This window comes from Pseudomonas sp. A-1, assembly GCF_004801855.1.
Taxonomy (GTDB): Bacteria; Pseudomonadota; Gammaproteobacteria; order Pseudomonadales; family Pseudomonadaceae; genus Geopseudomonas.
The window spans coordinates 1-22,579 of sequence record NZ_SSTC01000010.1 but is presented as its reverse complement, the minus strand read 5'-3'; the positions used below and the strand labels follow the sequence as shown (position 1 = coordinate 22,579).

At 65.7% G+C, this 22,579-nt stretch carries 24 protein-coding genes; 6 read left to right on the top strand and 18 right to left on the bottom strand.

Translation table 11 applies throughout. From position 1 onward, the window contains the following. Positions 1–36: 36 nt before the first annotated feature. The 5 genes from E5198_RS03330 to E5198_RS03310 all read right to left on the bottom strand — a co-directional run bounded on the left by E5198_RS03330 (position 37) and on the right by E5198_RS03310 (position 3,999). Positions 37–771: a hypothetical protein gene (locus E5198_RS03330; RefSeq protein WP_136488598.1), complete on the bottom strand. Its 735-nt coding sequence runs from the start codon at positions 769–771 to the stop codon at positions 37–39. Between the two features lie 64 nt (positions 772–835). Continuing rightward, a complete protein-coding gene (locus tag E5198_RS03325) occupies positions 836–1,516 on the bottom strand; it encodes a C39 family peptidase (RefSeq protein ID WP_136488597.1) in 681 nt (226 codons plus the stop codon). Positions 1,517–1,579: 63 nt separating this feature from the next. Next, positions 1,580–2,941: a hypothetical protein gene (locus tag E5198_RS03320; RefSeq protein ID WP_136488596.1), complete on the bottom strand. Its 1,362-nt coding sequence runs from the start codon at positions 2,939–2,941 to the stop codon at positions 1,580–1,582. Positions 2,942–2,999: 58 nt separating this feature from the next. Further along, a complete protein-coding gene (locus tag E5198_RS03315; RefSeq protein WP_136488595.1) occupies positions 3,000–3,578 on the bottom strand; it encodes an adhesin in 579 nt (192 codons plus the stop codon). 1 nt (position 3,579) lies between these two features. Then, positions 3,580–3,999 carry a hypothetical protein gene (locus tag E5198_RS03310; protein WP_256658960.1) on the bottom strand — a complete coding sequence of 140 codons (420 nt, stop codon included), beginning with the start codon at positions 3,997–3,999 and terminating at the stop codon, positions 3,580–3,582. A 384-nt stretch (positions 4,000–4,383) separates the two neighbouring features. Here E5198_RS03310 and E5198_RS03305 point away from each other — a divergent pair, with 384 nt between their 5' ends. Further along, on the top strand, positions 4,384–4,851 hold the full coding sequence (locus E5198_RS03305; protein ID WP_136488593.1) for a DUF3429 domain-containing protein: 468 nt from the start codon (positions 4,384–4,386) through the stop codon (positions 4,849–4,851). 5 nt (positions 4,852–4,856) lie between these two features. Here the strand turns inward: E5198_RS03305 and E5198_RS03300 are convergent, their stop codons facing one another. Continuing rightward, positions 4,857–5,459 carry a hypothetical protein gene (locus E5198_RS03300; protein WP_136488592.1) on the bottom strand — a complete coding sequence of 201 codons (603 nt, stop codon included), beginning with the start codon at positions 5,457–5,459 and terminating at the stop codon, positions 4,857–4,859. A 324-nt stretch (positions 5,460–5,783) separates the two neighbouring features. Here E5198_RS03300 and E5198_RS03295 point away from each other — a divergent pair, with 324 nt between their 5' ends. Then, positions 5,784–6,617 (top strand): undecaprenyl-diphosphate phosphatase, encoded by an 834-nt coding sequence (locus E5198_RS03295; protein ID WP_136488591.1) that lies wholly within the window; start codon positions 5,784–5,786, stop codon positions 6,615–6,617. 59 nt (positions 6,618–6,676) lie between these two features. Here E5198_RS03295 and E5198_RS03290 read toward each other — a convergent pair whose 3' ends face one another. Both E5198_RS03290 and E5198_RS22180 read right to left on the bottom strand, forming a co-directional pair. Then, positions 6,677–8,266: an ABC-F family ATPase gene (locus E5198_RS03290; RefSeq protein ID WP_136488590.1), complete on the bottom strand. Its 1,590-nt coding sequence runs from the start codon at positions 8,264–8,266 to the stop codon at positions 6,677–6,679. Then, positions 8,263–8,475: a hypothetical protein gene (locus E5198_RS22180; RefSeq protein WP_168772465.1), complete on the bottom strand. Its 213-nt coding sequence runs from the start codon at positions 8,473–8,475 to the stop codon at positions 8,263–8,265. Before E5198_RS22180 ends, E5198_RS03290 begins: the two co-directional genes overlap by 4 nt. 1,014 nt (positions 8,476–9,489) lie before the next feature. On the opposite strand from E5198_RS22180, the gene E5198_RS03280 reads away from it, so the two are divergent. Continuing rightward, positions 9,490–9,687 carry a hypothetical protein gene (locus E5198_RS03280; protein ID WP_136488588.1) on the top strand — a complete coding sequence of 66 codons (198 nt, stop codon included), beginning with the start codon at positions 9,490–9,492 and terminating at the stop codon, positions 9,685–9,687. Positions 9,688–9,913: 226 nt separating this feature from the next. On the opposite strand, the gene E5198_RS03275 is transcribed toward E5198_RS03280, so the two are convergent. Together E5198_RS03275 and E5198_RS03270 are read right to left on the bottom strand one after the other, a co-directional pair. After that, positions 9,914–10,255: a hypothetical protein gene (locus E5198_RS03275; protein ID WP_136488587.1), complete on the bottom strand. Its 342-nt coding sequence runs from the start codon at positions 10,253–10,255 to the stop codon at positions 9,914–9,916. 274 nt (positions 10,256–10,529) lie between these two features. Next, entirely contained in the window at positions 10,530–11,033 is a 504-nt protein-coding gene (locus E5198_RS03270; RefSeq protein ID WP_136488586.1) for a hypothetical protein, read from the bottom strand. Between the two features lie 285 nt (positions 11,034–11,318). On the opposite strand from E5198_RS03270, the gene E5198_RS03265 reads away from it, so the two are divergent. Next, the gene (locus tag E5198_RS03265) at positions 11,319–12,467 is read left to right on the top strand and encodes a PilT/PilU family type 4a pilus ATPase (protein WP_178084039.1); all 1,149 of its coding nucleotides are present in this window, start codon (positions 11,319–11,321) and stop codon (positions 12,465–12,467) included. A gap of 60 nt (positions 12,468–12,527) precedes the next feature. Here E5198_RS03265 and E5198_RS03260 read toward each other — a convergent pair whose 3' ends face one another. The 3 genes from E5198_RS03260 to xthA form a co-directional block, all read right to left on the bottom strand. Next, positions 12,528–12,806: a peptidylprolyl isomerase gene (locus E5198_RS03260; protein ID WP_136488585.1), complete on the bottom strand. Its 279-nt coding sequence runs from the start codon at positions 12,804–12,806 to the stop codon at positions 12,528–12,530. 127 nt (positions 12,807–12,933) lie between these two features. Next, entirely contained in the window at positions 12,934–14,301 is a 1,368-nt protein-coding gene (locus E5198_RS03255) for a substrate-binding domain-containing protein (RefSeq protein WP_136488584.1), read from the bottom strand. A gap of 100 nt (positions 14,302–14,401) precedes the next feature. Further along, a complete protein-coding gene (gene xthA / locus E5198_RS03250) occupies positions 14,402–15,214 on the bottom strand; it encodes an exodeoxyribonuclease III (RefSeq protein ID WP_136488583.1) in 813 nt (270 codons plus the stop codon). 216 nt (positions 15,215–15,430) lie between these two features. On the opposite strand from xthA, the gene tpx reads away from it, so the two are divergent. Both tpx and ppk2 read left to right on the top strand, forming a co-directional pair. Further along, entirely contained in the window at positions 15,431–15,928 is a 498-nt protein-coding gene (gene tpx / locus E5198_RS03245) for a thiol peroxidase (RefSeq protein ID WP_136488582.1), read from the top strand. A gap of 144 nt (positions 15,929–16,072) precedes the next feature. Then, entirely contained in the window at positions 16,073–16,894 is an 822-nt protein-coding gene (gene ppk2 / locus E5198_RS03240; protein WP_136488581.1) for a polyphosphate kinase 2, read from the top strand. A gap of 66 nt (positions 16,895–16,960) precedes the next feature. On the opposite strand, the gene arcC is transcribed toward ppk2, so the two are convergent. From arcC to E5198_RS03215, 5 genes are all read right to left on the bottom strand, one after another. Next, on the bottom strand, positions 16,961–17,887 hold the full coding sequence (arcC, locus tag E5198_RS03235; RefSeq protein ID WP_136488580.1) for a carbamate kinase: 927 nt from the start codon (positions 17,885–17,887) through the stop codon (positions 16,961–16,963). A gap of 13 nt (positions 17,888–17,900) precedes the next feature. Further along, positions 17,901–18,911: an ornithine carbamoyltransferase gene (locus tag E5198_RS03230; RefSeq protein ID WP_136488579.1), complete on the bottom strand. Its 1,011-nt coding sequence runs from the start codon at positions 18,909–18,911 to the stop codon at positions 17,901–17,903. 86 nt (positions 18,912–18,997) lie between these two features. Further along, positions 18,998–20,251, bottom strand: a complete 1,254-nt coding sequence (arcA, locus tag E5198_RS03225) for an arginine deiminase (protein WP_372239862.1) — start codon at positions 20,249–20,251, stop codon at positions 18,998–19,000. A gap of 130 nt (positions 20,252–20,381) precedes the next feature. After that, complete coding sequence (locus E5198_RS03220) at positions 20,382–22,118, bottom strand: SulP family inorganic anion transporter (RefSeq protein WP_136488578.1); 1,737 nt, start codon at positions 22,116–22,118, stop codon at positions 20,382–20,384. A 245-nt stretch (positions 22,119–22,363) separates the two neighbouring features. After that, positions 22,364–22,579: glycine zipper domain-containing protein (locus E5198_RS03215; RefSeq protein WP_372239861.1), on the bottom strand; the 216-nt coding region annotated here is incomplete at its 5' end.

Genomic DNA, 22,579 nt, shown 5'->3' with positions numbered 1-22,579 from the left:
AAGTCCCTATCGGTTGGATGGTGCTTCAAGCGTAGATCAGTAGCCCACCGGCCGTAGGTCGCGCAGCTGGTTCCAGTTGAGTTGCAACTGATCGCTGTTCAGGCCGCGATCGCGCAGTACCACATCCAGGGTCGCCAGGTTGGTGACCGTGTTGCTGGATCCACCGATAACGGTGTGCTGCTGCAGGCCGCCGCTGCCCATCTGCTGCAGGCTGTTGCCCTGACCCAGCGCCTGGATCGCGATCTGCAGGCCGCCGGCATTGGGGCTGATGCGCACGCTGCCGGCGCTGGAGCTGCCTTCGATGACGCCGCTGAAGCCCTGGCTCCCGCCGCTCGCCGTCGGCGCCGAACTGCCCCGGCTGATGTTGATGGAGACACCGTTGAGGGCGGTGTTGAAGTCGCCGGCAGCCCGTACGCTCTGGCTGACACCCTGCACTTCGGAGAGTCCGGCGCCGCCGGTGACCTGGCCGTTGCCGGCGGTCGGTGCGCCCTGTCCGTTGTCGTTGGTCAGGAGCGAGACGGTGAACTGCGGCTCAAACATGTTCTCGTTGACCTGCATGCTGACGCTGCCGCCCAGTACCTGGCCACTGGCGTTCTGCCACTGGCTGGACATGGTCACGCCGAAGTGAACGATGCGTCCTGGCATCACGAAACGGCCGCGCAGTTGGGAGAGTTCCTGGTCGCTCAGTTCGACCGCTTCGAACGGATTGCTGGCGTGAGCCGAGATGCTGGCGGCAATGCAACTGGCAGCCAGTAGGACATGAAGCTTCATGGTGACCTCCGCAGGCGTTCTGCCAATGTCCTTGCCACTGGCAGGGGGTTGCAGTACGTCGCTATCAGAAAAAATCGCTCTGGATGAAGCCGTGCTCCATCAGTTCGGCGTCCTGGACCGGCTGGAAGCCATCGAGGTGCTTCCGGGCGGTGAGGGGCTCCGGGGGACTCAGCAGGGCGTTGGCCCTGTCATATTCAGGGCCGATCACGGCGAACACGATGCCGTTCCAGCCTTTGGTGAAGTCTTCGAGGCTGTAGCGCTTGTGGCCGAGCACCGGATCGCCGATGTAGACGAATCCATCCTGGGTGCGCTGCAGGACCACGAAATGCTTGTAGCCGCGGATCTCCTGCAGGACGACGACGGGTATCTTGAGTCGCTCCAGTCCATCGGCTTCGATTCGATAGCCGCGGGCGCGCATGCCGAGATTTTCGATGTAGCGCTTCATGTCCAGCATGGAGAAGCCCTGGTTGCGCACCAGTTCGTGGTCGGCGCCGAGGAGCATGCCGTTGATCACGAAGGTCTCGTCCACATCGAAGCGGTAGGCCTGGCGCAGGATGGTGGCCAGGGCGGCAGCGCCGCAGCTGAAATCGGTTTTCTGTTCCACCAGGTTGCTGAAGCGCTGTTCGCGCATGCTCTCGACCTGCTTGAAAGCCAGTGCGCCGCCCGGGAGGACGGCCATCGGGACTTGAGCGGCCTGGAGGGCGCCACTCAGACAGCACAGAACAGGCAGGATGACCAGACGCATTGCACACCTCCCTATGAAAGAAGGGGAGCCCTGCGGGCGCAGGGCTCCCTTCGTGCATGGTGATTAGAGGTCGCCGTTGCCGTTGCTGCAGGCGTTGCAGCCGGCGGCGATGGTCATGGTGTTCAGCTGCTGGTTGTTGGAACCGGCGGCCACGTTCACGCCCAGGTTGCCGCTGGCACCGTTCAGCGAGTTATCCAGGCTGATGGTGTTGGTAACCGGGTCGATGAACACGCGAGTCTTGGTGAAGGTAGCCGTGGCTGCCAGGCTGCTGTTGCTGGCCTCCTCGTAGGCCTTCTCGAACTGACCGCTGGCGCTGCCGCTGGCGCTGGCCGAGTGGCTGGACTCCTCGGAGGCGCTGAAGTCGGACTCGAAGTTCTTGTTGACGTCGTGGGTCTCGGAGGAGGAGTACGACGAGGTCTTGTCGAGGCTGGCCACTACGCTGCCGGACGACTCGGATTGCCAGTCCTTGCCCCAGGAGCCGCTGGCGTCGACGCTTACATCCACCTCTGCATCGGCGTGGAAGTCCGGGCCGCGTCCGCGGTTGCGGTCGACATCCACCAGCACATGAGCGTCGGCATCGATGTCGAGGGTCTTGGTCCAGGAGGCCGAGGCGCTGCCCGAGTGGTTCTTCTCGATGGAAGCATCCAGGCTGGCGCTGTAGTCATGATCGGCGGTAGAGGACGAGTCATGATGGGCGCTGAAGGAGCCCGAGGCGTTCTTGGAGTACGAGCTGCTTTCGTCGTTGGCCTTGGCCCACTCGTAGCTCGAGCTCGCGGAGCCGCTCGCGCTGTGGGACTTGCTGGAGTCCTTGGTGACCGAGAGCGAGGTGGTGTAGGTCACGCCGGCGGCTTCGTTGTACACGGCGGCGCCGCTCAGGCTCTGATCGCCTTCGACTTCGGCGGTGGCAGACCAGCCCCGGGCGGTGGCGATGGCCAGAGCGTTGGCCTGCTGGTTGAGGTTGCCGGAGGCCACGTTGATGCCGACGGCGCCGGAGGCGTTGTTGCCGAAGCCGCTGGTGGTGACGGCGTTCGAGCCACTGAACTTGACGATGCCGTCGCGGTTTTCCTGGTCGACGTCGATCTCGGCGCGTGCCGAGCCGAACACGAAGGCTTCGTCGGCGGTAGCGATGGCCACGTCGTTGACCTGCTGGTTCATGCTGCCCGCGGCGATGTTGGCGCCGACGTTACCCTCGTTGTCGCTCAGGGTGTCGGTCATGTCGACGCTGTTCTGGGTGCCCTCGTCGGTCACGTGGGTGCCACGGCCGATGTACTGATCGCGTTTCACCTCGGCGGTGGCGTCACCGGCATTGCGGTCGAGCAGGTAGGACTGGTGCTGATGGTGGTGGCGTTGGCCGGCCTGTGCCGAGATGGCCATTGCGGCGGCAATGGCGAACACCAGCGGTTTCAGGGTCATCGATGCTTTCATGGTGGTTCTCCTTGCAGTTTTTTTATGCAACACGTGTTGGACTTGCGTTGGTTTCAGGTCAATCCATGACCCTTATGCTGAGGCTGTTTACCGTCCGGTTGCCCACCCCAGCGCTCTGGCTCAGCTGAACTACACCACTGCTGCCGGCGAAGGCCCGGTCGTCGGTACCGACGACCCGGGCTCCCGGCCCCGACTCAGCTGCTCCTGAGTCCTGCGAAAGCACCACGCTCTGCTGAGCGAGAATGCTGTCGTCCAGACTTTCCACGGGCGAGCCCACGCTCGTGCGGAAAGAATTGATCTGCTGGCTGCCGGCGCCGCTCGACTGGTTGACGCCGAGTACGCCGTTGCCGTTGCTGAAGGCATTGCCCTCGATGCTCGACTGCATGTTCCGGGAAAGATCGGGGTTCTCCAGAACCTGCTGCTGCCGCAAGTTGGTCGTCGCGGACGCGCCGCTGCCGATAGCCAGGGCGCGTGCGTTGATCTGCTGATGCTGATCGCCTGCCGCCTGGTTGATCGACAGCACGCCCTGGTAGCTGCGTCCGCTGTCTTCGATCAGGGCCTGGCTGTGCGGAGGAACCTGCTCGGCCAGAGCCAGAGCCGGCAAGGCGAGGCCGATGAACAGACTGATGCGGCGCATGTCAGCGATCTCCGGTGATGGCTTTCAGTGGGGCCAGGCCCTGCTGCAGACTGCGGTTGACCTGGTTGGAGATGCTGGCGCCGACGCCCCCCGAGTGACCCGCCCGCATGTTGGGCAGGCCCCGGCCGGCTTCGCCGCTCGATGCGCCGAGGCCGGGGAGCTGACCGCTCGGCATCGCCTGGCGCTGCAGGCCCGCACCGCTGGAGATGCTGGCGAAGTCGCCATCGCTCAGCTCGGTCGCGGCCATGGTGCGATTGCCCATGGCTGCCTTGGCGCTGACCGTGTTCGGATTCGGATCGGGAGCCAGCGGGGCTCGGGTTGCGACCCGCGGCTGCACGTCGCGGGTGATGACGATGACACCGTCGGCGCTGAGCGCAGGAGTGACTGTTCCTGCACCTGTCAGTGCGATCGTCAGCAGCATTGCCGAGCGAGAGATCCTTGAAGCTTTTCGATCCATGGCAGCGTTTCCTGCACGTTCAGACCCTGTTGCGTGCTGTCTGTATCGCAGGTGTCGTGCCAGTTCTCGAAAACCCAATCAGATCAGTGGCTTGGCGGATACGGCGGGAAACCGGCGGGGAAAGGTGTTAACCCGCTGAAACACCCGAATGAGCCGCTCAGGTCTCGGGGCCAGCAAATCCGCGGCCTGCAGGGAAATTGCGGGTGTTGCAGGATTGATACAGTCCCCCCGCAAGGGCGGCCGGGCCGCAGGAACGCGCTATTTGCCGGCCCCGATCTGTATCATGCGTGCAACACAGTCCGCTGTTGCAGCGGCATGCCAGCCATTCGCCGAGCGCAAGGAGAAAACATGCATCCCTTCACTGCCACCCGCCCCCCGCATCTGGCCTGGCTGCTCGGCCTGGCCGGGCTGATCCCGTTCATCAGCGGCGCCCTGGGCATCTGGCTCACCCCGGTCGGCTGGCGCCCGCTGGTACTGACCGCGCTGCTCGACTACTCGGCAGTGATCCTGGCCTTCATGGGAGCCATCCACTGGGGCCTGGCGATGCGCGCCGAGGAAGACAGCCTGAATGCCCAGATGCAGCTGGGCCTGTCGGTGATACCGCCGCTGATCGGCTGGGCGGCGGTTTCCTTCGGCATGCCGGTGGCGCTGGCGATTCCCGTGTTCATCCTGGCCTTCATCGGCCTGTACCTGGCCGACCTGCGTGCCGTGCGCCTGGGGCTGGCGCCGATCTGGTACAAGCCGTTGCGCAAGCCGCTGACCGTGGCGGTCAGCATCAGCCTGCTGGTGGCCTGGGGCGGTGTGCTGCTGGCCTGAGCCGCTCAGCAGCTCAACTGGTCGGCCTCGCGGCAGAGCTTCAGCAGCTTGTCGGTCACGGTCCGTTGCAGTTCGTTGCGCTCGAAGGCCGACAGGTGCGGCAGGTCGCACAGCTGCAGGCGGTGCAGGTGCAGGCAGGGGATGCGCTGGTCGAGTTCGCGCAGGTCGCCCTTGACCAGTACCGGCAGGAAAGCCTCGCCGCGGGCCTTGAGCCTGCTGATGATCAGGGCCAGGGCGCTCTTGAGCGGGCGCGCCTGCAGCGGTTCGCCGTTGCTGCCCATGAGGGCCAGCAGCAGGCCCCGCTGGTTCTGGAAGTGCCCCGGCAGCACGCACAGGCCGGTCTTGACCACCGCCAGCGGTGAAATGTGGTGGATCGTGTCGAGGATGGCGTGGGTGCTGGGCTGGACCACCATCTTGTGGCTGCCACCGGCGGGGAAGTACAGGCTGTAGTCGGTGTACAGCTGGTTCACCGAGCCGGCATGGATGCACAGGCGGTTCTCGAACAGCCGGATCAGGCGCTCCGCCTGGGCGCGGTCGTGTAGTCCGTCAAGATCCCAGATCAGGTCGGGGTTCGGCTTCCTGCTCAGGTCGATTCCCTTGGGGCTCATGAATGTAGTCACTGCGATGACACCATGACGAGGGGATGCTGCCCGGGGCGGGCGTGGGTTCGGGGGCGCAGTATGCGCAGGCAGGATATCGGCAGACCAGATGCGCTGCGCGGATTTGCGACGGACGTCGGTCATCTGCGAGGGCGGAGTGGCAAAGTGCTACTTCGCCTTGATTCCGGTCAATGCGCGATGCCGGAACCTGCACCCCGGATCGCGCTCTGGTAGGATGCCGCCCGGCCGTCAGCCATGCAGCGCAGGGCTGCGGCCAGGCAGCTATCAATCACGGAAATGGACGCGCCAGGGGCGCGTGACGGGAGTTCTTGCATGGAATTGTGGACCGCCATCCAGGCGCTGATCCTGGGAATCGTCGAGGGACTGACCGAGTTCCTGCCGATCTCCAGCACCGGTCACCAGATCATAGTCGCGGACCTGATCGGCTTCGGCGGCGACCGCGCCAAGGCGTTCAACATCATCATCCAGCTCGGCGCGATCCTCGCCGTGGTCTGGGAGTTCCGCCAGCGCATCTTCGACGTGGTGCTCGGCCTGCCGCGCGAGCGCCAGGCGCAGCGGTTCACCTGCAACCTGCTGATCGCCTTCTTCCCGGCGGTGATCCTCGGCGTGGCCTTCGCCGACCTGATCGAACACTGGCTGTTCAACCCGATCACCGTGGCCAGCGCGCTGGTCATCGGCGGGCTGGTCATGCTGTGGGCCGAGAAGCGTCAGCATGCCATCGAGGTGCATGCGGTGGACGACATGAGCTGGAAGCATGCCCTGAAGATCGGCTGCGCCCAGTGCCTGGCGATGATCCCCGGCACCTCGCGCTCGGCCTCGACCATCATCGGCGGGCTGATCTTCGGCCTGTCGCGCAAGGCGGCCACCGAGTTCTCCTTCTTCCTCGCCATGCCGACCATGGTCGGTGCCGCGGTCTATTCCGGCTACAAGCATCGCGCCCTGTTCGAGAACGGCGGCGACCTGCCGGTGTTCGCCCTCGGCTTCGTCACCTCGTTCATCTTCGCCATGCTGGCGGTGCGGGCGTTGCTCAAGTTCATCGCCAACCACAGCTATGCGGTATTCGCCTGGTACCGCATCGGTTTCGGCCTGCTGATCCTCGCCACCTGGCAGCTGGGCATGATCGACTGGAGCACGGCGCAGGGCTGAGCGAGCGTTCAGAATGAAAAACGCCCCGCAAGTGCGGGGCGTTTTTCATCGGGGGCAGATCAGGCCGCGACGCCCTGGCTGCGCAGGTAGTCGTCGTAGGTGCCGCTGAAGTCGGTCACGCCGTTCTCCGACAGCTCGATGATGCGGGTAGCCAGGGAGCTGACGAACTCGCGGTCGTGGCTGACGAAGATCAGCGTGCCCGGGTAGTTCTCCAGCGCCAGGTTGAGCGCCTCGATCGATTCCATGTCCAGGTGGTTGGTCGGTTCGTCCATCACCAGCACGTTGGGCTTCTTGAGGATCAGCTTGCCGAACAGCATGCGGCCCTGCTCGCCACCGGAGATCACCTTCACCGACTTCTTGATCTCGTCGTTGCTGAACAGCATGCGGCCGAGGGTGCCGCGCACCAGCTGCTCGCCGCCCTGGGTCCACTGGGCCATCCAGTCGAACAGGGTGACATCGTCGGCGAAGTCGTCGGCGTGGTCCTGGGCGAAGTAGCCGACCTCGGCGCTCTCGGTCCACTTCACCTCGCCGTCCATCGGCGCCATCTCGCCGACCAGGGTGCGCAGCAGGGTGGTCTTGCCGATGCCGTTGGGGCCGATGATGGCCACGCGCTCGCCGGCCTCGATCTGCATGGAGAGGTTCTTGAACAGCGGCACGCCGTCGAAGCCCTGGCTGACGTGCTCCAGGGTCACCGCCTGGCGGTGCAGCTTCTTGGTCTGCTCGAAGCGGATGAACGGGCTGACGCGGCTGGACGGCTTGACCTCTTCCAGCTGGATCTTGTCGATCTGCTTGGCGCGGCTGGTGGCCTGCTTGGCCTTAGAGGCGTTGGCCGAGAAGCGGCTGACGAAGGTCTGCAGTTCGGCGATCTGCGCCTTCTTCTTGGCGTTGTCGGACAGCAGGCGCTCGCGCGCCTGGGTGGCGGCGATCATGTACTCGTCGTAGTTGCCCGGGAACAGGCGCAGCTCGCCGTAGTCCAGGTCAGCCATGTGGGTGCACACGCTGTTCAGGAAGTGGCGGTCGTGGGAAATGATGATCATGGTGGAGTTGCGCGCGGTCAGCACGCCTTCCAGCCAGCGGATGGTGTTGATGTCCAGGTGGTTGGTCGGCTCGTCGAGCAGCAGCACGTCCGGATTGGCGAACAGCGCCTGGGCCAGCAGCACGCGCAGCTTCCAGCCGGGCGCCACGGCGCTCATCGGGCCGAAGTGCTGGTCCAGCGGAATGCCCACGCCGAGCAGCAGCTCGCCGGCACGGGATTCGGCGGTGTAGCCGTCCATCTCGGCGAACTGCACCTCGAGGTCGGCGACCTTCATGCCGTCTTCTTCGGTCATCTCGGGCAGCGAGTAGATGCGGTCGCGCTCGGCCTTGACCTGCCACAGTTCCTCGTGGCCCATGATCACGGTGTCGATCACCGTGCAGTCCTCGTAGGCGAACTGGTCCTGGCGCAGCTTGCCGAGGCGCACGTTGGGCTCGAGCATGACCTGTCCGGCGGACGGCTCGAGGTCGCCACCGAGGATCTTCATGAAGGTCGACTTGCCGCAGCCGTTGGCGCCGATCAGGCCGTAGCGGTTGCCGTTGCCGAACTTGACGGAAACGTTCTCGAACAGCGGCTTTGCGCCGAACTGCATGGTGATGTTAGCGGTGGAAATCAAGAGGCTCTATCTCGCGGGTTGTAGCTGGGTGTCGTTGTGAGCTGTACCACTTTCGTACCATCCGGCGCTTTATCAGTGGGCTTGGCCGGTTCCGTATCGAGCTTGTCGAGCTCATGCCAGTCGGTCGTGGAGTCGATCCAGTGGGCGTAGGTGGACAGCAGCATCTGGACGCTGTGCCCGAGCTGGAACACGATGAACGCGGGGCTCATCCCGCTCATCAGGCACATGGTCGCGTAGGTGTGGCGAGCATTGTACTGCGGTCGGTCCCGAATCCCTAATTTGGCCAGAGCCTGCTTGAAATAGCGATCAGTCGTCGACGACTGGGTGATGAGCTCGGCGATCTTCGCGGGCGGGAAGGCGTAGCGCGACTCCGGGAACGCCAGGTCGCGCTCCGGCTAGCGGCTGGGGAGCGACGGCAACCATGCTGAGCACCATGAGGATGGCGCTGCTGTCGACCTTGAGCGCGGGAAGTCTCCTGCTGGCGATGCGATGGCTGGGGGAGGATAGGCAGGGCCGCGGGCGATATGCCGGGGCCTGATTTCGGCGCCGGCGAAGAGCTGCAGGGCGAAGGGTGACGCCCCAAGTTCGGGCAAAAAAGGCCCCGCACGATGGCGGGGCATGAAGTGACATACAAGGACCTCGTTATCGTCGTAACGAACTGATCGGTGAATGTCTTCTGATATGAGTCGTGTAGAGGCGCGGTGAGCGCAGTCAGTCGCTGGACACCTTCAATTTGGTCCATCCTCGAGAGCTGAAGAATCGCCCGCTGCTGCCGAAGAGTGCGAAGCGGGTCGCATGCCAGGCTGACGATGCGCTGCGGCAGCCAAGGCTGCGGATCTTGCGGTATGCCCACTTCCATCGCTTGAGCAGCGAGGAAGAGTGCTGGGTAGAGGGTGACTGCGTTTCGGTTTTCCTGGTGTTATTGCTCAGCATGGTAGTCCCTGAAGTTCCATTTGCGGGATTCATGAAGCGTGACGAACATCCGTTCGCAACCAAGAACTATGTCACGATATCCGTTGGCGTGATGCTGACGTAGATCATGGATTCTCAAACCTATCGATGTGTTGCTGCAGGTATTGCCCGAGTGGCGTGGACCAGTGCAGAGTGCGACTCACGGCGCTTCAGGGGAGCGAGGGAGGCGCAGGCGGAGTGGTCCAGCCTTGCCCGCCGGCGCAAGTCACATAGCGTCGGCGGGATGAACTGCCAACCAATCGAGGTGGAGTATGAGCAACGATCATTCCGGTATCGATCTGGACAGCCTGCTGGAGAACAAGGCGTTCCTCGAGCGCCTTTTCGAAAGGCTGCTGCCCATGATCGAGGCTCGTGAGCAGGCGTCAGCCGAACACGATGCCGTGAAGCTCAGGGAGTTTTCTGGGCAGATGCGCGCATTGCGTCAACTAGACCCAGGCAGGTCTCAATAACCGCATCCGAGGCGACTGATGGGCCCAGCACGGCCTCAATGCGAAGCCGGTAATCTGCCAGGAGGGCATCGACCTTCTGGCGATCAGGATGGGTTTCGATGAGGACATGTAGGACGTTGCGCATCCCTACGATCTGGGCATGAAGGTCCAGGAGAAGTGGGGCGAGGTCTTCGGTGTGGTTGGACATTTGTGCTCTTCCTTGAGTAGTGGCTGCGGCCAGCTTGCGTTACGGCGAAATGATCGAGATGTATGCCTTCATGATCCGCTCCTCAGCGGTGGTGGACGGCGAGATCCGCACCCAGTCGCCGAGAGCCTCATGGATCGTGACCAGCTCATTCATCTTGAGTCGCCGAATTCTTCCAGCGCTCTGCGATGGAAGATCCATGCCATAGGCGGCATCGGTCAGCGCATTGGCAGTCCGAAGCTGTTCGATGGCCAGAGTAGCAGTGCCAGGGGACGGGCTTGGGGTGTCGTCAGCGAAAGCTGATCCGACAACGGCACCGGCGCCCACTGCAGCCGTCGTCGCTGCGGCCGTCCCGCTGTACTGCGCATGGCTGATATGCCGCAATTGTCGCACAGGTGCATCGGCAGTTGTACGCGGGCCGATAGGGGGCGTCCGAGCAGACAAGGCTGCGCCGCAGCGGTAGCGTGAGCCGGATGTGCTGGCGAGGCAGGGAAGGCGGGGTGCGGCCCGGAGCGGGCCGGCACCTCGCCAGATATCCTTCAGCAAGAAAGGACTGCTGCCGAATCGATGAAGTAGCCCGCATGACCGACATGCAATCCCTTGTCTATCGGTTCGCCGGACCGGCCGAGGAGAAGCGGCGCGCTACTTCGCGGCATCTTCAGAAGGATATGACCTTATAGACGATTTCGGCGAGCAGGCGATATCCGGGTGAGTCACTCTCGTACATGTCGATGAGTTTCTCGCCGTCGGTACTGAGGATCTGCCCGTCCGCATTGATGAATGCCTCGCAGACGAGGGTCTTGGGCTTGCCGGTGTGATCGAGGAGGCTGGCGGTTATTCGGCCGCAGATATCCCCATTGAGCACTCTGGAAGTCAGCCCGATGGCGAACTCCTTGTTGCCCAGCGTGGTGGCGAACAGGCGCGTATCGCCAGGCTTGGCGGGGGTGATGGCGAGCATTCCCGAGAAGTGCTGCGGTGCAATCTTGTGCCAGAGTTCGGCGTTCTCCTGAAATATCTGTGAGATGCGATTCCACTTTCGCTTGAATTGATCCAGCTCTTTAGCAATTTCAATGGCTGACGAGTGCCTGAGTGATTGCATAAAAGTCCCTTTCGTCTGTTTTGTCTGGTTGGAATGGCGCATTTTCAGCGCGCGCAAACTCATAGCATGGATCCAACTTTCCCCGGTATTGATCTGGGTCAGTGGGTTTCCGGTTTTTCCGGGAGGCCGTCAAGCGCGGGCTTTCCATGACCTGCCCGCTTGCGGCGGAAGGCTCGACAGGCAGGTTGTCGACTGCAGGGTCTGCAGGCTTCTGCACGGGGCGGGCGGCGGCGAATACCGCCAAAGGATCGACGGCTTCTCAATCCCGACATCTGTGACGAGAGTCACGCATTCACTTGATGCAGAATGATGGCCTTTTCAGATCAATCGGTTATGGCGGTTTTCTCGATGGACATCACGGCAATGCTGCGCATCCTGGCCAGCCAGGATGGATCGGACCTCTACCTGTCGACCGGCGCGCCGCCCTGCGCCAAGTTCAACGGAGTGCTGCGCGCCCTGAACAAGGACGTGATGGCACCCGGCGATGTGGCGAAGATTGCCCACGAACTGATGGACGCCGAGCAGCGGGCGGACTTCGAACGCGAGCTGGAGATGAACCTGGCGATCTCGCTGCCCAACGTCGGGCGCTTCCGGGTCAACATCTTCAAGCAGCGCAACGAGGTGTCGATAGTCGCGCGCAACATCAAGCTCGACATCCCGCGCTTCGAGGATCTCAAACTGCCGCCGGTGCTGCTCGACGTGATCCTCGAGAAGCGCGGCCTGGTGCTGTTCGTCGGGGGTACCGGCTCGGGCAAGTCGACTTCGCTGGCGGCGCTGATCGACCACCGCAACCGCAACCACAGCGGCCACATCATCACCATCGAGGACCCGGTGGAGTACGTGCACCGGCACAAGAAGTCGATCATCAACCAGCGCGAGGTGGGGGTGGATACCCGCAGCTTCCAGGCCGCGCTGAAGAACACCCTGCGCCAGGCGCCGGACGTGATCCTGATCGGCGAGATCCGCGACCGCGAGACCATGGAGCACGCCCTGGCCTTCGCCGAGACCGGACACCTGGCTATCTCCACCCTGCACGCCAACAACGCCAACCAGGCGCTGGACCGCATCATCAACTTCTTCCCCGAGGAACGTCGCCCGCAGCTGCTCAACGACCTCGGCAACAACCTCAAGGCGTTCGTTTCCCAGCGCCTGGTCAAGACCGTCGACGGCAAGCGCCGCGCGGCGGTGGAGGTGCTGCTGGGCACCGCGACCATCCGCGATCTGGTCAAGCGCGGCGAGTTCAGTCTGATCAAGGAGGTCATGGAGAAGTCGCGGCCGCTGGGCATGCAGACCTTCGACCAGGCGCTGATCGATCTGGTCAACGAGGGCGCGATCGACGAGGAGGAAGCGGTGAAGAACGCCGACTCGGCGAACAACGTGCGCCTCAAGCTCAAGCTGCACCGCGACGGCGAGGGCAGCCAGGCCAGGCCCGACGATACCTCGACCTGGAGCCTGGCGCCGACGGCGGACGAGGAAGAAGAGCCGCAGTTCTTCTGAGCCGCGGCGGGGGGGACAGCGCAGGGCCGGAACCGGGAAACCGCTTCCGGCCCTGTCGTTTCAGCTGCGGAAGTACACCAGCACCAGGTGCCAGCCGAACTGGGTCTTCAGCGGTCCCTGCACCTGGTGCAGCGGCTTGCGGAACACCACGTTCTCGAACGGCTTGACCATCTGCCCCGGGCGGATCTCGCCGAGGTCGCCGCCGCGCTTGCGCGAGGGGCAGAACGAGTGGCGTCGCGCCAGGGTGGCGAAGTCCTCGCCCTTGGCCAGGCGCAGCTTGAGCTGCTCGGCCTCGGCGGCGGTCTTGACCAGGATATGGCGAGCCATGGCGATGGCCATCGGGGGACTCCTCGGGATGCTTGCGGGGCGCGCAGTGTAGCGCGGCCGCCCCGGCCGGTCATGTCAGCCGGACGGAAAGAGGCCGCTGGCACCGGCGGTGGCAGCGGCCTCTGCGGCGCAGCAGCGATCAGTACACCCAGACTTCCACGCGGCGGTTCTTGCGGCGGCCGTCCTCGCCGTCGTTGGCGGCCACCGGCAGGGCGTCGCCCAGGCCGTCGATCGAGCGCACCAGCACGCCGCCCTTGACCAGCTCGCGCTGTACGGCCATGGCGCGCAGCTTGGACAGCAGCAGGGTGCGGTCGCGGTCCTCGTGCTTCGGATCGCCGAAGCCGACCAGCGCCACCTGGCTCATCAGCTTGTCGTTGTCGCGCAGATAGCGCAGCACCCGGCGCAGGTCGCGCAGCGCCTTGTTGTCGAGCTCGGCGCTGCCCTCGGCGAAGCGGAAGTTGACCGCCAGGCGCTGGGCGTTGCTCACCAGTTCGCGGTAGCTGTCCGGCATCTCGCCATGGGCCTCGACCTTCATGGCCTTGACGGTCTGGGCGATGAAGCCGCTCTGGGCGACGATTTCCTGGCCGCGCGGGCTGTGGGCGAAGCGCACCAGCTCCTGGGCCCAGGGGTTGCCTTCGCCCGGCTTCATGTAGAGGAACAGGCGCCGCGACAGCGGGTAGTCTTCGGTGGCCACCAGTTCGGTGCTCGGCAGCATCGGCTGCGAGTCGCCGGCGCTGATCGCCAGTGGCTTGGCCTGGCGGATGTAGGGCAGGCCGATGAAGCCGATGCCCTGCGGGTCCTGGCTGACCGCGTCGGACAGCTTGACGCTCGACTCGAAGCGCTGGGCGCCGGCGGCCAGGCTCTTGCCCTGGCTGGCCAGCACCAGCTCCTTGAAGGTGTCCCAGGTGCCGGAGTTGTCGTCGCGGGCGTACAGGTGGATCGCGCCGCCGCGGCCGCCCAGTTCCTCCCAGGTCTTCACCTCGCCGGCGAACACCCGGGCCAGCTGCGCCACCGACAGGGCGGCCAGCGGGTTGGACGGATGGAGGATCACCGCCAGGCCGTCGATGGCGATCACCTGCTCGCCCTCGGGGCTCTTCAGGTCGCCGAGGCTGGCGAGGCTGGCGGCCTCGCTGTCCTTGATCGGACGCGACGAGGCGGCCAGTTCGGCGCTGTCGTTACCCAGGGCGACGAAGCCGGTGCCCGAGCCGTGGGCGGCCACCTCGATGCTGACCAGACGGCCCTTGGCATCGAAGCCGGTGACGCGCTGCTCGTTCTCGCCGCTGTTCTCGATGCGGACCTTGCTGAAGCCTTCCTTCTCCAGCAGGCCGCTCACCAGCGCCGGCCCCAGCTTGTCGCCGATGGTGTTGGAGCCCTGCATGTGCAGGGCCGCCTTGCCGTCGGCGGGCAGTGGCAGGGCGGCGAGGCTGGTGGCCGGCAGGGACAGGGCCAGCAGCCCGCCGAACAGCAGGCGGGCTGGAGAAGTGAACGGGCGGGAGAAGCACGACATGGCGGCAGGAAACCTTGTTGGTCAGGTCTGGAATGCCGCGCAGATTAAGTCAGTACGATGACCGTTCTGTTACGCGGTGGCGGAATGAGCGTGAACTGCGTCACATCAGCTCGAGCCACACCGGCGCGTGGTCGGAGGGCTTTTCCATGCCGCGCAGGTCGTAGTCGATGCCGGCTGCCTTGAGGCGCGGGGTCAGGCCGGCCGAGGTCATGATCAGGTCGATGCGCAGGCCGCGCTTGGGCTGGTCCTCGAAGCCGCGGCTGCGGTAGTCGAACCAGCTGAAGCGGTCGTTCACCTGCGGGTGCAGGGCGCGGAAGCTGTCGACCAGGCCCCAGGCGTACAGGCGCTCCATCCACTCGCGCTCCTCGGGCAGGAAGCTGCACTTGCCGCTGCGCAGCCAGCGCCTGGCGTTTTCCGCACCTATGCCGATATCGAGATCCTTCGGCGAAATGTTGAAGTCGCCCATCACCACCAGGGCCTGCTCGGGGCTGAACTGTTCCTCCAGCAGGCGCTGCAGGTCGGCGTAGAACTGCGTCTTGGCCGGGAACTTGACCGCGTGGCTGCGGCTCTCGCCCTGCGGGAAGTAGCCGTTGAACACGTGCAGCGGCTGGCCCTGTGCGTCGAGGAAGGTGGCGCCGATGAAGCGGCGCTGCGATTCCTCGCCATCCCACGGGAAGCCCTTGACCAGGTTCTGCGGCGCCTGGCGCGACATCAGGGCGACGCCGTAGTGACCCTTCTGGCCGTGGTACTCGACGTGGTAGCCCAGCGCCTCGACTTCGGCACGGGGGAACTGCTCGTCCGCCACCTTGGTTTCCTGCAGGCCGATGATGTCCGGCTGGTGGCGCTCGATCAGTTCAGCCAGTTGATGAGGTCGTGCGCGCAAGCCATTGATATTGAAGGAAACAAGTTTCATGCGGTGCGGGTTCCGTGCGAGGTGTACGGCGGCGATGCTAGCCGATCCGGCGTGCGGGCGGCCACCGCCGGTACCTGCGCAAACTGCATGGATTTGCCTGCGCTGCCGCGTGCTAGGCTTTGCCGGCACACCGCCGGCGCGCCGGGGTGAGGTATGAATTCTCGTGCGGCACTTCAGGTTCCGCGCTTAACTCTTTGAAGATAAAGGATAAAAGCAATGTCCCAAGTGACCCTCAAAGGCAACCCGGTACGTGTCGACGGCAACCTGCCGCAGGTCGGCAGCCAGGCCCCGGCCTTCCGCCTGGTGGGCTCCGATCTGTCCGACCGCACCCTGGCCGACTTCGCCGGCAAGCGTAAGGTGCTCAACATCTTCCCGAGCGTGGACACTCCCACCTGCGCCACCTCGGTGCGCAAGTTCAACCAGGAGGCGGGCAACCTGGACAACACCGTGGTGCTGTGCGTCTCCGCCGACCTGCCGTTCGCCCAGAAGCGCTTCTGCGCCAGCGAAGGCCTGGACAACGTGGTCAACCTGTCCATGCTGCGTGGCCGCGAATTCCTCGAGGACTACGGCGTGGCCATCGCCGAAGGCCCGCTGGCCGGCCTGGCCGCCCGTGCCGTGGTGGTGCTCGACGAGCACGACAAGGTCCTGCACCGCGAACTGGTCGCCGAGATCGCCGACGAGCCGGATTACGCGGCGGCGCTGGCCGTGCTCTGATCCGCCTTCTCCCGATGGGCTGCCTGGCGGCCCATCGGTTTGCGCTGCCGGGCATCCGCGATCGGCGCCTGTCGCCGGCCCCGTGCAGCCGCCGATCCATCAGCTAGCGTTTAGAGGAAAGTTCAAGCTGAAGGGGCGGAGAGAATGGCCAAGGGCAAGAAGAAGGATGCGGCGTCTATCCCGGCGGAGCGGGAAAGACTGGGTCGCAAGGAATACGAGGAAGAGCTGCGCAAGCTTCATGTCGAGCTGGTCAGGCTGCAGCAGTGGGTGGTGGCCAAGGGCCTCAAGGTCTGCATCGTCTTCGAGGGGCGTGATGGTGCCGGCAAGGGCGGCACGATCAAGGCGCTCACCGAGCGGGTCAGTCCGCGGGTGTTCCGTGTGGTGGCGCTGCCGGCGCCCAGCGACCGGGAAAAGACCCAGATGTACGGCCAGCGTTACCTGGCGCACCTGCCGGCGGCCGGCGAGGTGGTGATCTTCGACCGCAGCTGGTACAACCGCGCCGGCGTCGAGCGGGTGATGGGCTTCTGCAGCGAGGAGCAGGCGCAACGCTTCCTCAACGTCGTCCCGCTGTTCGAGAAGATGATGATCGAGTCCGGGATCATCCTCATCAAGTACTGGCTGGAGGTCAGCGCCGAGGAGCAGGAGCGCCGCCTCGCCGACCGCATCCACGACGGGCGCAAGATCTGGAAACTGTCGCCCATGGACCTCAAGTCGTTCAGCCGCTGGGACGACTACACCCGTGCCCGCGACGAGATGTTCGCCGCCACCGACACCTCCTGGGCGCCTTGGTACGTGGCCCGCTCCGAGGAGAAGCGCCGGGTGCGCCTGAACATCATCAGCCACCTGCTCCAGCACGTTCCCTACAAGGACATCACCCAGGAAGAGAAGGTCAAGCTGCCCAAGCGCAAGGTCGGCCATTACCAGGGCGCGTCCTATCCGTTCCGGCTGGTCGACGAGCGTTTCTGAGGCGCCGGCGTGAGACGGAAAAGGCCCGCGGGCTGATGCCGGCGGGCCTTCTTCGTGCACTGACGCTCAGCGGAACGTCACGCCGGCGTGCTCGGTGCTGACGCGGGTGCCGGCGCGGCCCTGGACGATGGGCTCGATCTGGGCCAGCGAGCCGATCACCGCTACCCGGCCGGTGAGGCGGGCGAACTCGCAGGCGGCCTGCACCTTGGGCCCCATGGAGCCGGCGGCGAAGCCGAGGCGCTCCAGCTCGTCCGGATGGGCCTCGGCGATGGCCTTCTGGGTCGGCTGGCCCCAGTCGACATAGGCCGCGTCGACGTCGGTGGCGATCACCAGCAGGTCGCAGTCCAGCTGCCGGGCCAGCAGGGCCGAGCAGAGGTCCTTGTCGATCACCGCCTCCACACCGTGCAGCTTGCCGTCCCGGTACAGGGTCGGGATGCCGCCGCCGCCGGCGCAGATCACCACCGAGCCCTTCTCCAGCAGCCATTGGATCGGGCGGATCTCGATGATCCGCTGCGGGCGCGGGCTGGGCACCACGCGGCGGAACTTGTCGCCATCGGGGGCGATGCTCCAGCCCTTGTCGCGGGCCAGGCGCTCGGCTTCCTCCTTCGAGTAGACCGGCCCGATCGGCTTGCTCGGCTTGTGGAAGGCCGGGTCAGCGCCGTCCACCACCACCTGGGTGAGGATGGTGGCGAAGGGCACCTCGGCCGGCAGCAGGTTGCCCAGTTCCTGCTCGATCATGTAGCCGATCATGCCTTCGGTCTCGGCGCCGAGCACGTCGAGCGGGTAGGGGTTGGCGGCATCGTAGGCCGCGCCCTGCAGGGCCAGCAGGCCGACCTGCGGGCCGTTGCCGTGGGCGATCACCAGCTGGTTGCCGGTGGCCACCCTGGCGATCTGCGTGCAGGCGATGCGCACGTTGTCGCGCTGGTTCTCCGCGGTCATGGCCTCGCCGCGACGCAGCAGGGCGTTGCCGCCCAGGGCGATGACTAGTCGCATGCGGCTTCTCCTCTCAGACGTCGGCCAGGGTCGCGACCAGGATCGCCTTGATGGTATGCATGCGGTTCTCCGCCTGCTCGAAGGCGATGCACCAGGGCGACTCGAAGACGTCCTCGGTCACCTCGATGCCGTTGGCCAGCTGCGGGTACTGCGCGGCGATCTGCTTGCCGACCTTGGTCTCGCTGTTGTGGAAGGCCGGCAGGCAGTGCATGAACTTGACCCGCGGGTTGCCGGCGGCCCTCATCAGCTCCGCGCTGACCTGGTAGGGCAGCAGCAGCTTGATGCGCTCGCCCCAGGCTTCCACCGGCTCGCCCATCGACACCCAGACGTCGGTATGCACGAAGTCCACGCCCTTGACCGCAGCTTTGGCATCTTCGGTGAGCGTGATGCGGGCGCCGGTCTCCTCGGCGAACCGGCGGCAGGCGGCGACGTGCTCGTCGCTCGGCCACAGCGCCCTGGGCGCGGCGATGCGCACGTCCATGCCCAGCTTGGCGCCGATCAGCAGCAGCGAGTTGCCCATGTTGTTGCGCGCATCGCCCAGGTAGGCGTAGCTGATGTCGTGCAGCGGCTTGTCGCTGTGCTCGCGCATGGTCAGCACGTCGGCGAGCATCTGGGTCGGGTGGTATTCGTCGGTCAGGCCGTTGAACACCGGAACGCCGGCGTACTGCGCCAGTTCCTCGACGATTTCCTGCCTGAAGCCGCGGTACTCGATGGCATCGTACATGCGCCCCAGCACGCGGGCGGTATCCTTCATGCTCTCCTTGTGGCCGATCTGCGAGGAGGTGGGGTCGATGTAGGTGACGTTGGCGCCCTGGTCGTAGGCGGCCACCTCGAAGGCGCAGCGGGTGCGGGTCGAGGTCTTCTCGAAGATCAGCGCGATGTTCTTGCGCCTGAGGTGCTGCTGTTCGGTGCCGGTGTACTTGGCGCGCTTCAGATCGCGCGACAGGTCCAGCAGGTAGCGCAGCTCGCGGCTGCTGTGGTGCATCAGGCTGAGCAGGTGGCGGTTGTGCATGTTGAACGCCATGACGGATCACCTCGTGAGAAAGCGGGAGAGGACCGGTAGGGGCTCGGAGTGGCGCGGCGGCCGGCGGGGGCCGCCACGCCGCTCCCTCAGTAGTCGACCGCGTCGCGGATGATCGGGCAGGTCATGCAGTGGCCGCCGCCGCGGCCGCGGCCCAGTTCGCTGGCGCTGATGGTGACCACCTCCACCCCGGCCTTGCGCAGCAGGGTGTTGGTATAGGTGTTGCGGTCGTAGCCGACCACCACGCCGGGGGACAGGCAGACCACGTTGTTGCCGTCGTCCCACTGCTCGCGTTCGGCCTCGTAGGCGTCGCCGCCGGTCTCGACCACGCGCAGCTGCTTGAGGCCGAGGGCCTCGGCGACCACCGCGATGAAGTGCCGGTCCTCGCGGCGGATATCCATCCCGCCCGGCTTGCCGGGGTCGGGGCGGATGCTGAACGGCACGATCTGGTTGACCACTTCGGGGAAGACGGTGACCAGGTCGCGGTCGCAGAAGGTGAACACGGTGTCCAGGTGCATGGCGGCGCGCGACCTGGGCATGCCGGTGACCACCACCCGCTGGGCCGCGCCCTTGGCGAACAGCGCCTGGGCCACCTGGCCGATGGCCTGGCGCGAGGTGCGCTCGCCCATGCCGATCAGCACCACGCCGTTGCCCACCGGCATCACGTCGCCGCCCTCCAGCGTGGCGGCGCCATGGTCCTCGTCCGGGTTGCCCCACCAGATGTCGAACTCGGCCTTGGCGAAGTCCGGGTGGAACCGGTAGATCGCCGTGGTCAGCAGGGTTTCCTGGCGGCGCGCCGGCCAGTACATCGGGTTGAGGGTCACCCCGCCGTAGATCCAGCAGGTGGTGTCGCGGGTGAACTGGGTGTTGGGCAGCGGCGGCAGGATGAAGCTGGTGTGGCCGAGGAAGTCGCAGAGCATCTTCACCACGCTGCTGGCGCCGAGGCCCTTCTGCAGGTCGGCGGCCGAGACGCCGCCGATCAGGAAGTCGGCCAGCTGGCGGGCTTCCAGGCCTTCCAGCCAGCTGCGCATTTCCTCGCCGAAACCGACGCCGACCTGGTTGGCCGACAGCTTGCGGTCGAGGATCCACTTCAGCGCCTCCTTGTCCTGCAGGGTTTCTGCCAGCAGGTTGTGCATCTCCACCACTTCGACGCCGCGGTCCTGCATCTTGGCGGCGAAGTCGAAGTGGTCGCGCTTGGCCTGGGACACCCAGATCACGTCGTCGAACAGCAGTTCGTCGCAGTTGTTCGGGGTCAGGCGCAGGTGCGCCAGGCCCGGCGAGCAGACCATCACCTTGTGCAGCTTGCCGGCTTCGGAATGAACGCCGAGTTTTCGCCTGGACATCGAGATCCCCTCTTCGCGTGGAGCTGATGAAGAGCAAGCGTAGAGAGGGCTGGCGACAATGCCAGCAGCCACGCCACGCGGCTGACGATCGGCCCTGCCACGCCGGCAGGATGCGCGCAGGCGTGCCGGTTCAGGGCGTCCAGTCCACCCCGTGATCGGCCAGATAGTCGTCCACGCCGGCGCCCACGGTGGGCTGGAAGACGTTGTCGCCGAACACTTCCAGCAGCCCGAAGCGCTTGAACTTGTCCTTGACCGGGTCCTTCATCTCGGCGAAGTGCAGTTCGATGCGGCGCTCGCGCAGCGTCTGGCACAGCTCGGCGAGCATGTCGGCTGAGGTGACGTCGATGCTGGTGACCGGCTCGGCGGTCACTACCACCCGCCTTACCGCGGTGGGCGACTCCTTGATGGCCTCCATCAGGCACTCGCGGAACAGCTCGGCGTTGGCGAAGAACAGCGGCGCGTCCCAGCGGAACAGCACCAGGCCAGGTACGCGGCGGGCTTCCGGATAGCGCTTGACGTCGTGATAGCCGCGGATGCCGGTGACCCGGCCGAGGATGGCGTAGTGCGGGCGCCAGCCGTCCCACAGGTACTCGAGTACGGCGATCCCCACGGCCAGGCAGATGCCGGGAATGGCGCCGAACACGGCGACTCCGGCGAAGCAGGCCATCGATAGCCAGAACTCCCAGCGCTGGATGCGAAAGATCCGCTTGAGATCGGCGAACTCGAACAGGCCGAGCACCGCGGCGATCACCACCGCGGCCAGGGCGCTGCTCGGCAGGTAGCGCATCAGCTGCGGAGCGACCAGAAGCAGCGCCGCCACGGCGAGGGCGCCGACCACGCCGGTCAGCTGGGTCTGCGAGCCGGCCGCCTCGGCCACCGGCGTGCGCGAGGAGCTGCTGCTGATCGGGAAGCCCTGGAACAGCCCGGCGGCGAGGTTGGCGGCCCCCAGGCCGACCATCTCCTGGTTGGGATCGACCGGGGTTTGCGTGCGCGCGGCGTAGGTGCGCGACAGCACGCTGGTGTCGGCGAAGGAGACGATGGCCACGGCGCAGCCGCCGAGCACCACGGTGGCGATGTCCACGCCGCTGAGCCAGGGCAGGACGAAGCTGGGCAGGCCCTGGGGCAGGTCACCCAGCACCTTGACGCCGTGCTTGTCGAGATCGAGGAGGCCGACCGCCACGGTGGCGAGGATCACCACGATGAGGATGCCCGGCAGCTGCTTGAACGGCTTGAGCAGCAGGATCAGCGCCAGGCTGCCGCCGCCGACGGCAAAGCTGTACCAGTTGGCCTGGCCGGCGGCGATGGCTTCGACCAGGTGCCAGAGGTCGAGCAGGGGGCCTTCGCCCTCGATGGAAATGCCGAACAGCTTGGGCGTCTGGGCGATCAGCACGACCAGGGCGATGCCGTTCATGTAGCCGTAGCGGATCGGCTTGGACAGCAGCTCGGTGATGAAGCCCAGGCGCAGCAGACCGACGGCGATGCACACCACGCCGGAGACCACCGCCATCATGCTGGCCAGGGTGATGGCGCGCATCGGGTCGCCGCCGGAGAGCGGCAGCACCACGGCGAGGATGGGCGCGGCCAGCGAGGAGTCGGGGCCGAGCACCAGGATGCGGCTGGGGCCGAACAGGGCGTAGGCCAGCAGCGGCACAATGGTGGCGTACAGGCCGTAGATGCCCGGCACCCCGGAGGCCTCGGCGTAGGCGATGCCGACCGGCACCAGCATCGAGGTCAGCACCAGGCCGGCGGCCAGGTCCTTGGGCAGCCATTCCGGCTGGTATTGCCTGAGCATCAGCAGGCCGGGCAGCCAGCGCAGCCAGGAGCTGGGGGTGGAGCGGGGCGATGGCAACGGAGGCGGGGAGCGCATGACGGAAGCGTCCTTGGCGAGCACAGGGAGCCGGCTCGAGGGGCTTGGCGGTTGGGCATAGAGAAGAAGGCTAGGCGGAGTTTCGCCGTCATGCCGGCTCGCCGCCCCGTGGCAGCACGGGTTCGCAGTCGTTCAGGGGAGCGCAATGACAAACGCCCCGAACTCGGTCGGGGCGTTTGCTGGTGGTCAGCCCTTCGGGGCTTTCACACGGCTTGTGGCGTCGGGCGATGAGCCCGGGGCGTTGCTCAACGGCCCATCTTGTTGCCGAGAGCGCCGCCGGCCGCGCCGCCGAGGCCTGCGCCGATGGCGCCGCCGGTGCTGCCGCCGATGGTGTTGCCGAGCAGCGAGCCGCCGGCCGCGCCAAGGCCGCTGCCTACGGCTGCCTCGGTCTTGCGGCCCTTCTTGGCGGTCACCGCGCCGCCGGCGGCGGCGCCCAGGCCGGCGCCGACCGCGGCGCCGGT

Excerpts from the sequence above, each read along its gene's own strand:
- E5198_RS03330 (WP_136488598.1), bottom strand. The coding sequence starts at position 771 with ATGAAGCTTCATGTCCTACTGGCTGCCAGTTGCATTGCCGCCAGCATC.
- E5198_RS03325 (WP_136488597.1), bottom strand. The coding sequence starts at position 1,516 with ATGCGTCTGGTCATCCTGCCTGTTCTGTGCTGTCTGAGTGGCGCCCTC.
- E5198_RS03320 (WP_136488596.1), bottom strand. The coding sequence starts at position 2,941 with ATGAAAGCATCGATGACCCTGAAACCGCTGGTGTTCGCCATTGCCGCC.
- E5198_RS03315 (WP_136488595.1), bottom strand. The coding sequence starts at position 3,578 with ATGCGCCGCATCAGTCTGTTCATCGGCCTCGCCTTGCCGGCTCTGGCT.
- E5198_RS03310 (WP_256658960.1), bottom strand. The coding sequence starts at position 3,999 with ATGCTGCTGACGATCGCACTGACAGGTGCAGGAACAGTCACTCCTGCG.
- E5198_RS03305 (WP_136488593.1), top strand. The coding sequence starts at position 4,384 with ATGCATCCCTTCACTGCCACCCGCCCCCCGCATCTGGCCTGGCTGCTC.
- E5198_RS03300 (WP_136488592.1), bottom strand. The coding sequence starts at position 5,459 with ATGAGCCCCAAGGGAATCGACCTGAGCAGGAAGCCGAACCCCGACCTG.
- E5198_RS03295 (WP_136488591.1), top strand. The coding sequence starts at position 5,784 with ATGGAATTGTGGACCGCCATCCAGGCGCTGATCCTGGGAATCGTCGAG.
- E5198_RS22180 (WP_168772465.1), bottom strand. The coding sequence starts at position 8,475 with ATGAGCCCCGCGTTCATCGTGTTCCAGCTCGGGCACAGCGTCCAGATG.
- E5198_RS03280 (WP_136488588.1), top strand. The coding sequence starts at position 9,490 with ATGAGCAACGATCATTCCGGTATCGATCTGGACAGCCTGCTGGAGAAC.
- E5198_RS03270 (WP_136488586.1), bottom strand. The coding sequence starts at position 11,033 with ATGAGTTTGCGCGCGCTGAAAATGCGCCATTCCAACCAGACAAAACAG.
- E5198_RS03265 (WP_178084039.1), top strand. The coding sequence starts at position 11,319 with ATGGACATCACGGCAATGCTGCGCATCCTGGCCAGCCAGGATGGATCG.
- E5198_RS03260 (WP_136488585.1), bottom strand. The coding sequence starts at position 12,806 with ATGGCCATCGCCATGGCTCGCCATATCCTGGTCAAGACCGCCGCCGAG.
- E5198_RS03255 (WP_136488584.1), bottom strand. The coding sequence starts at position 14,301 with ATGTCGTGCTTCTCCCGCCCGTTCACTTCTCCAGCCCGCCTGCTGTTC.
- xthA (WP_136488583.1), bottom strand. The coding sequence starts at position 15,214 with ATGAAACTTGTTTCCTTCAATATCAATGGCTTGCGCGCACGACCTCAT.
- tpx (WP_136488582.1), top strand. The coding sequence starts at position 15,431 with ATGTCCCAAGTGACCCTCAAAGGCAACCCGGTACGTGTCGACGGCAAC.
- ppk2 (WP_136488581.1), top strand. The coding sequence starts at position 16,073 with ATGGCCAAGGGCAAGAAGAAGGATGCGGCGTCTATCCCGGCGGAGCGG.
- arcC (WP_136488580.1), bottom strand. The coding sequence starts at position 17,887 with ATGCGACTAGTCATCGCCCTGGGCGGCAACGCCCTGCTGCGTCGCGGC.
- E5198_RS03230 (WP_136488579.1), bottom strand. The coding sequence starts at position 18,911 with ATGGCGTTCAACATGCACAACCGCCACCTGCTCAGCCTGATGCACCAC.
- arcA (WP_372239862.1), bottom strand. The coding sequence starts at position 20,251 with ATGTCCAGGCGAAAACTCGGCGTTCATTCCGAAGCCGGCAAGCTGCAC.
- E5198_RS03220 (WP_136488578.1), bottom strand. The coding sequence starts at position 22,118 with ATGCGCTCCCCGCCTCCGTTGCCATCGCCCCGCTCCACCCCCAGCTCC.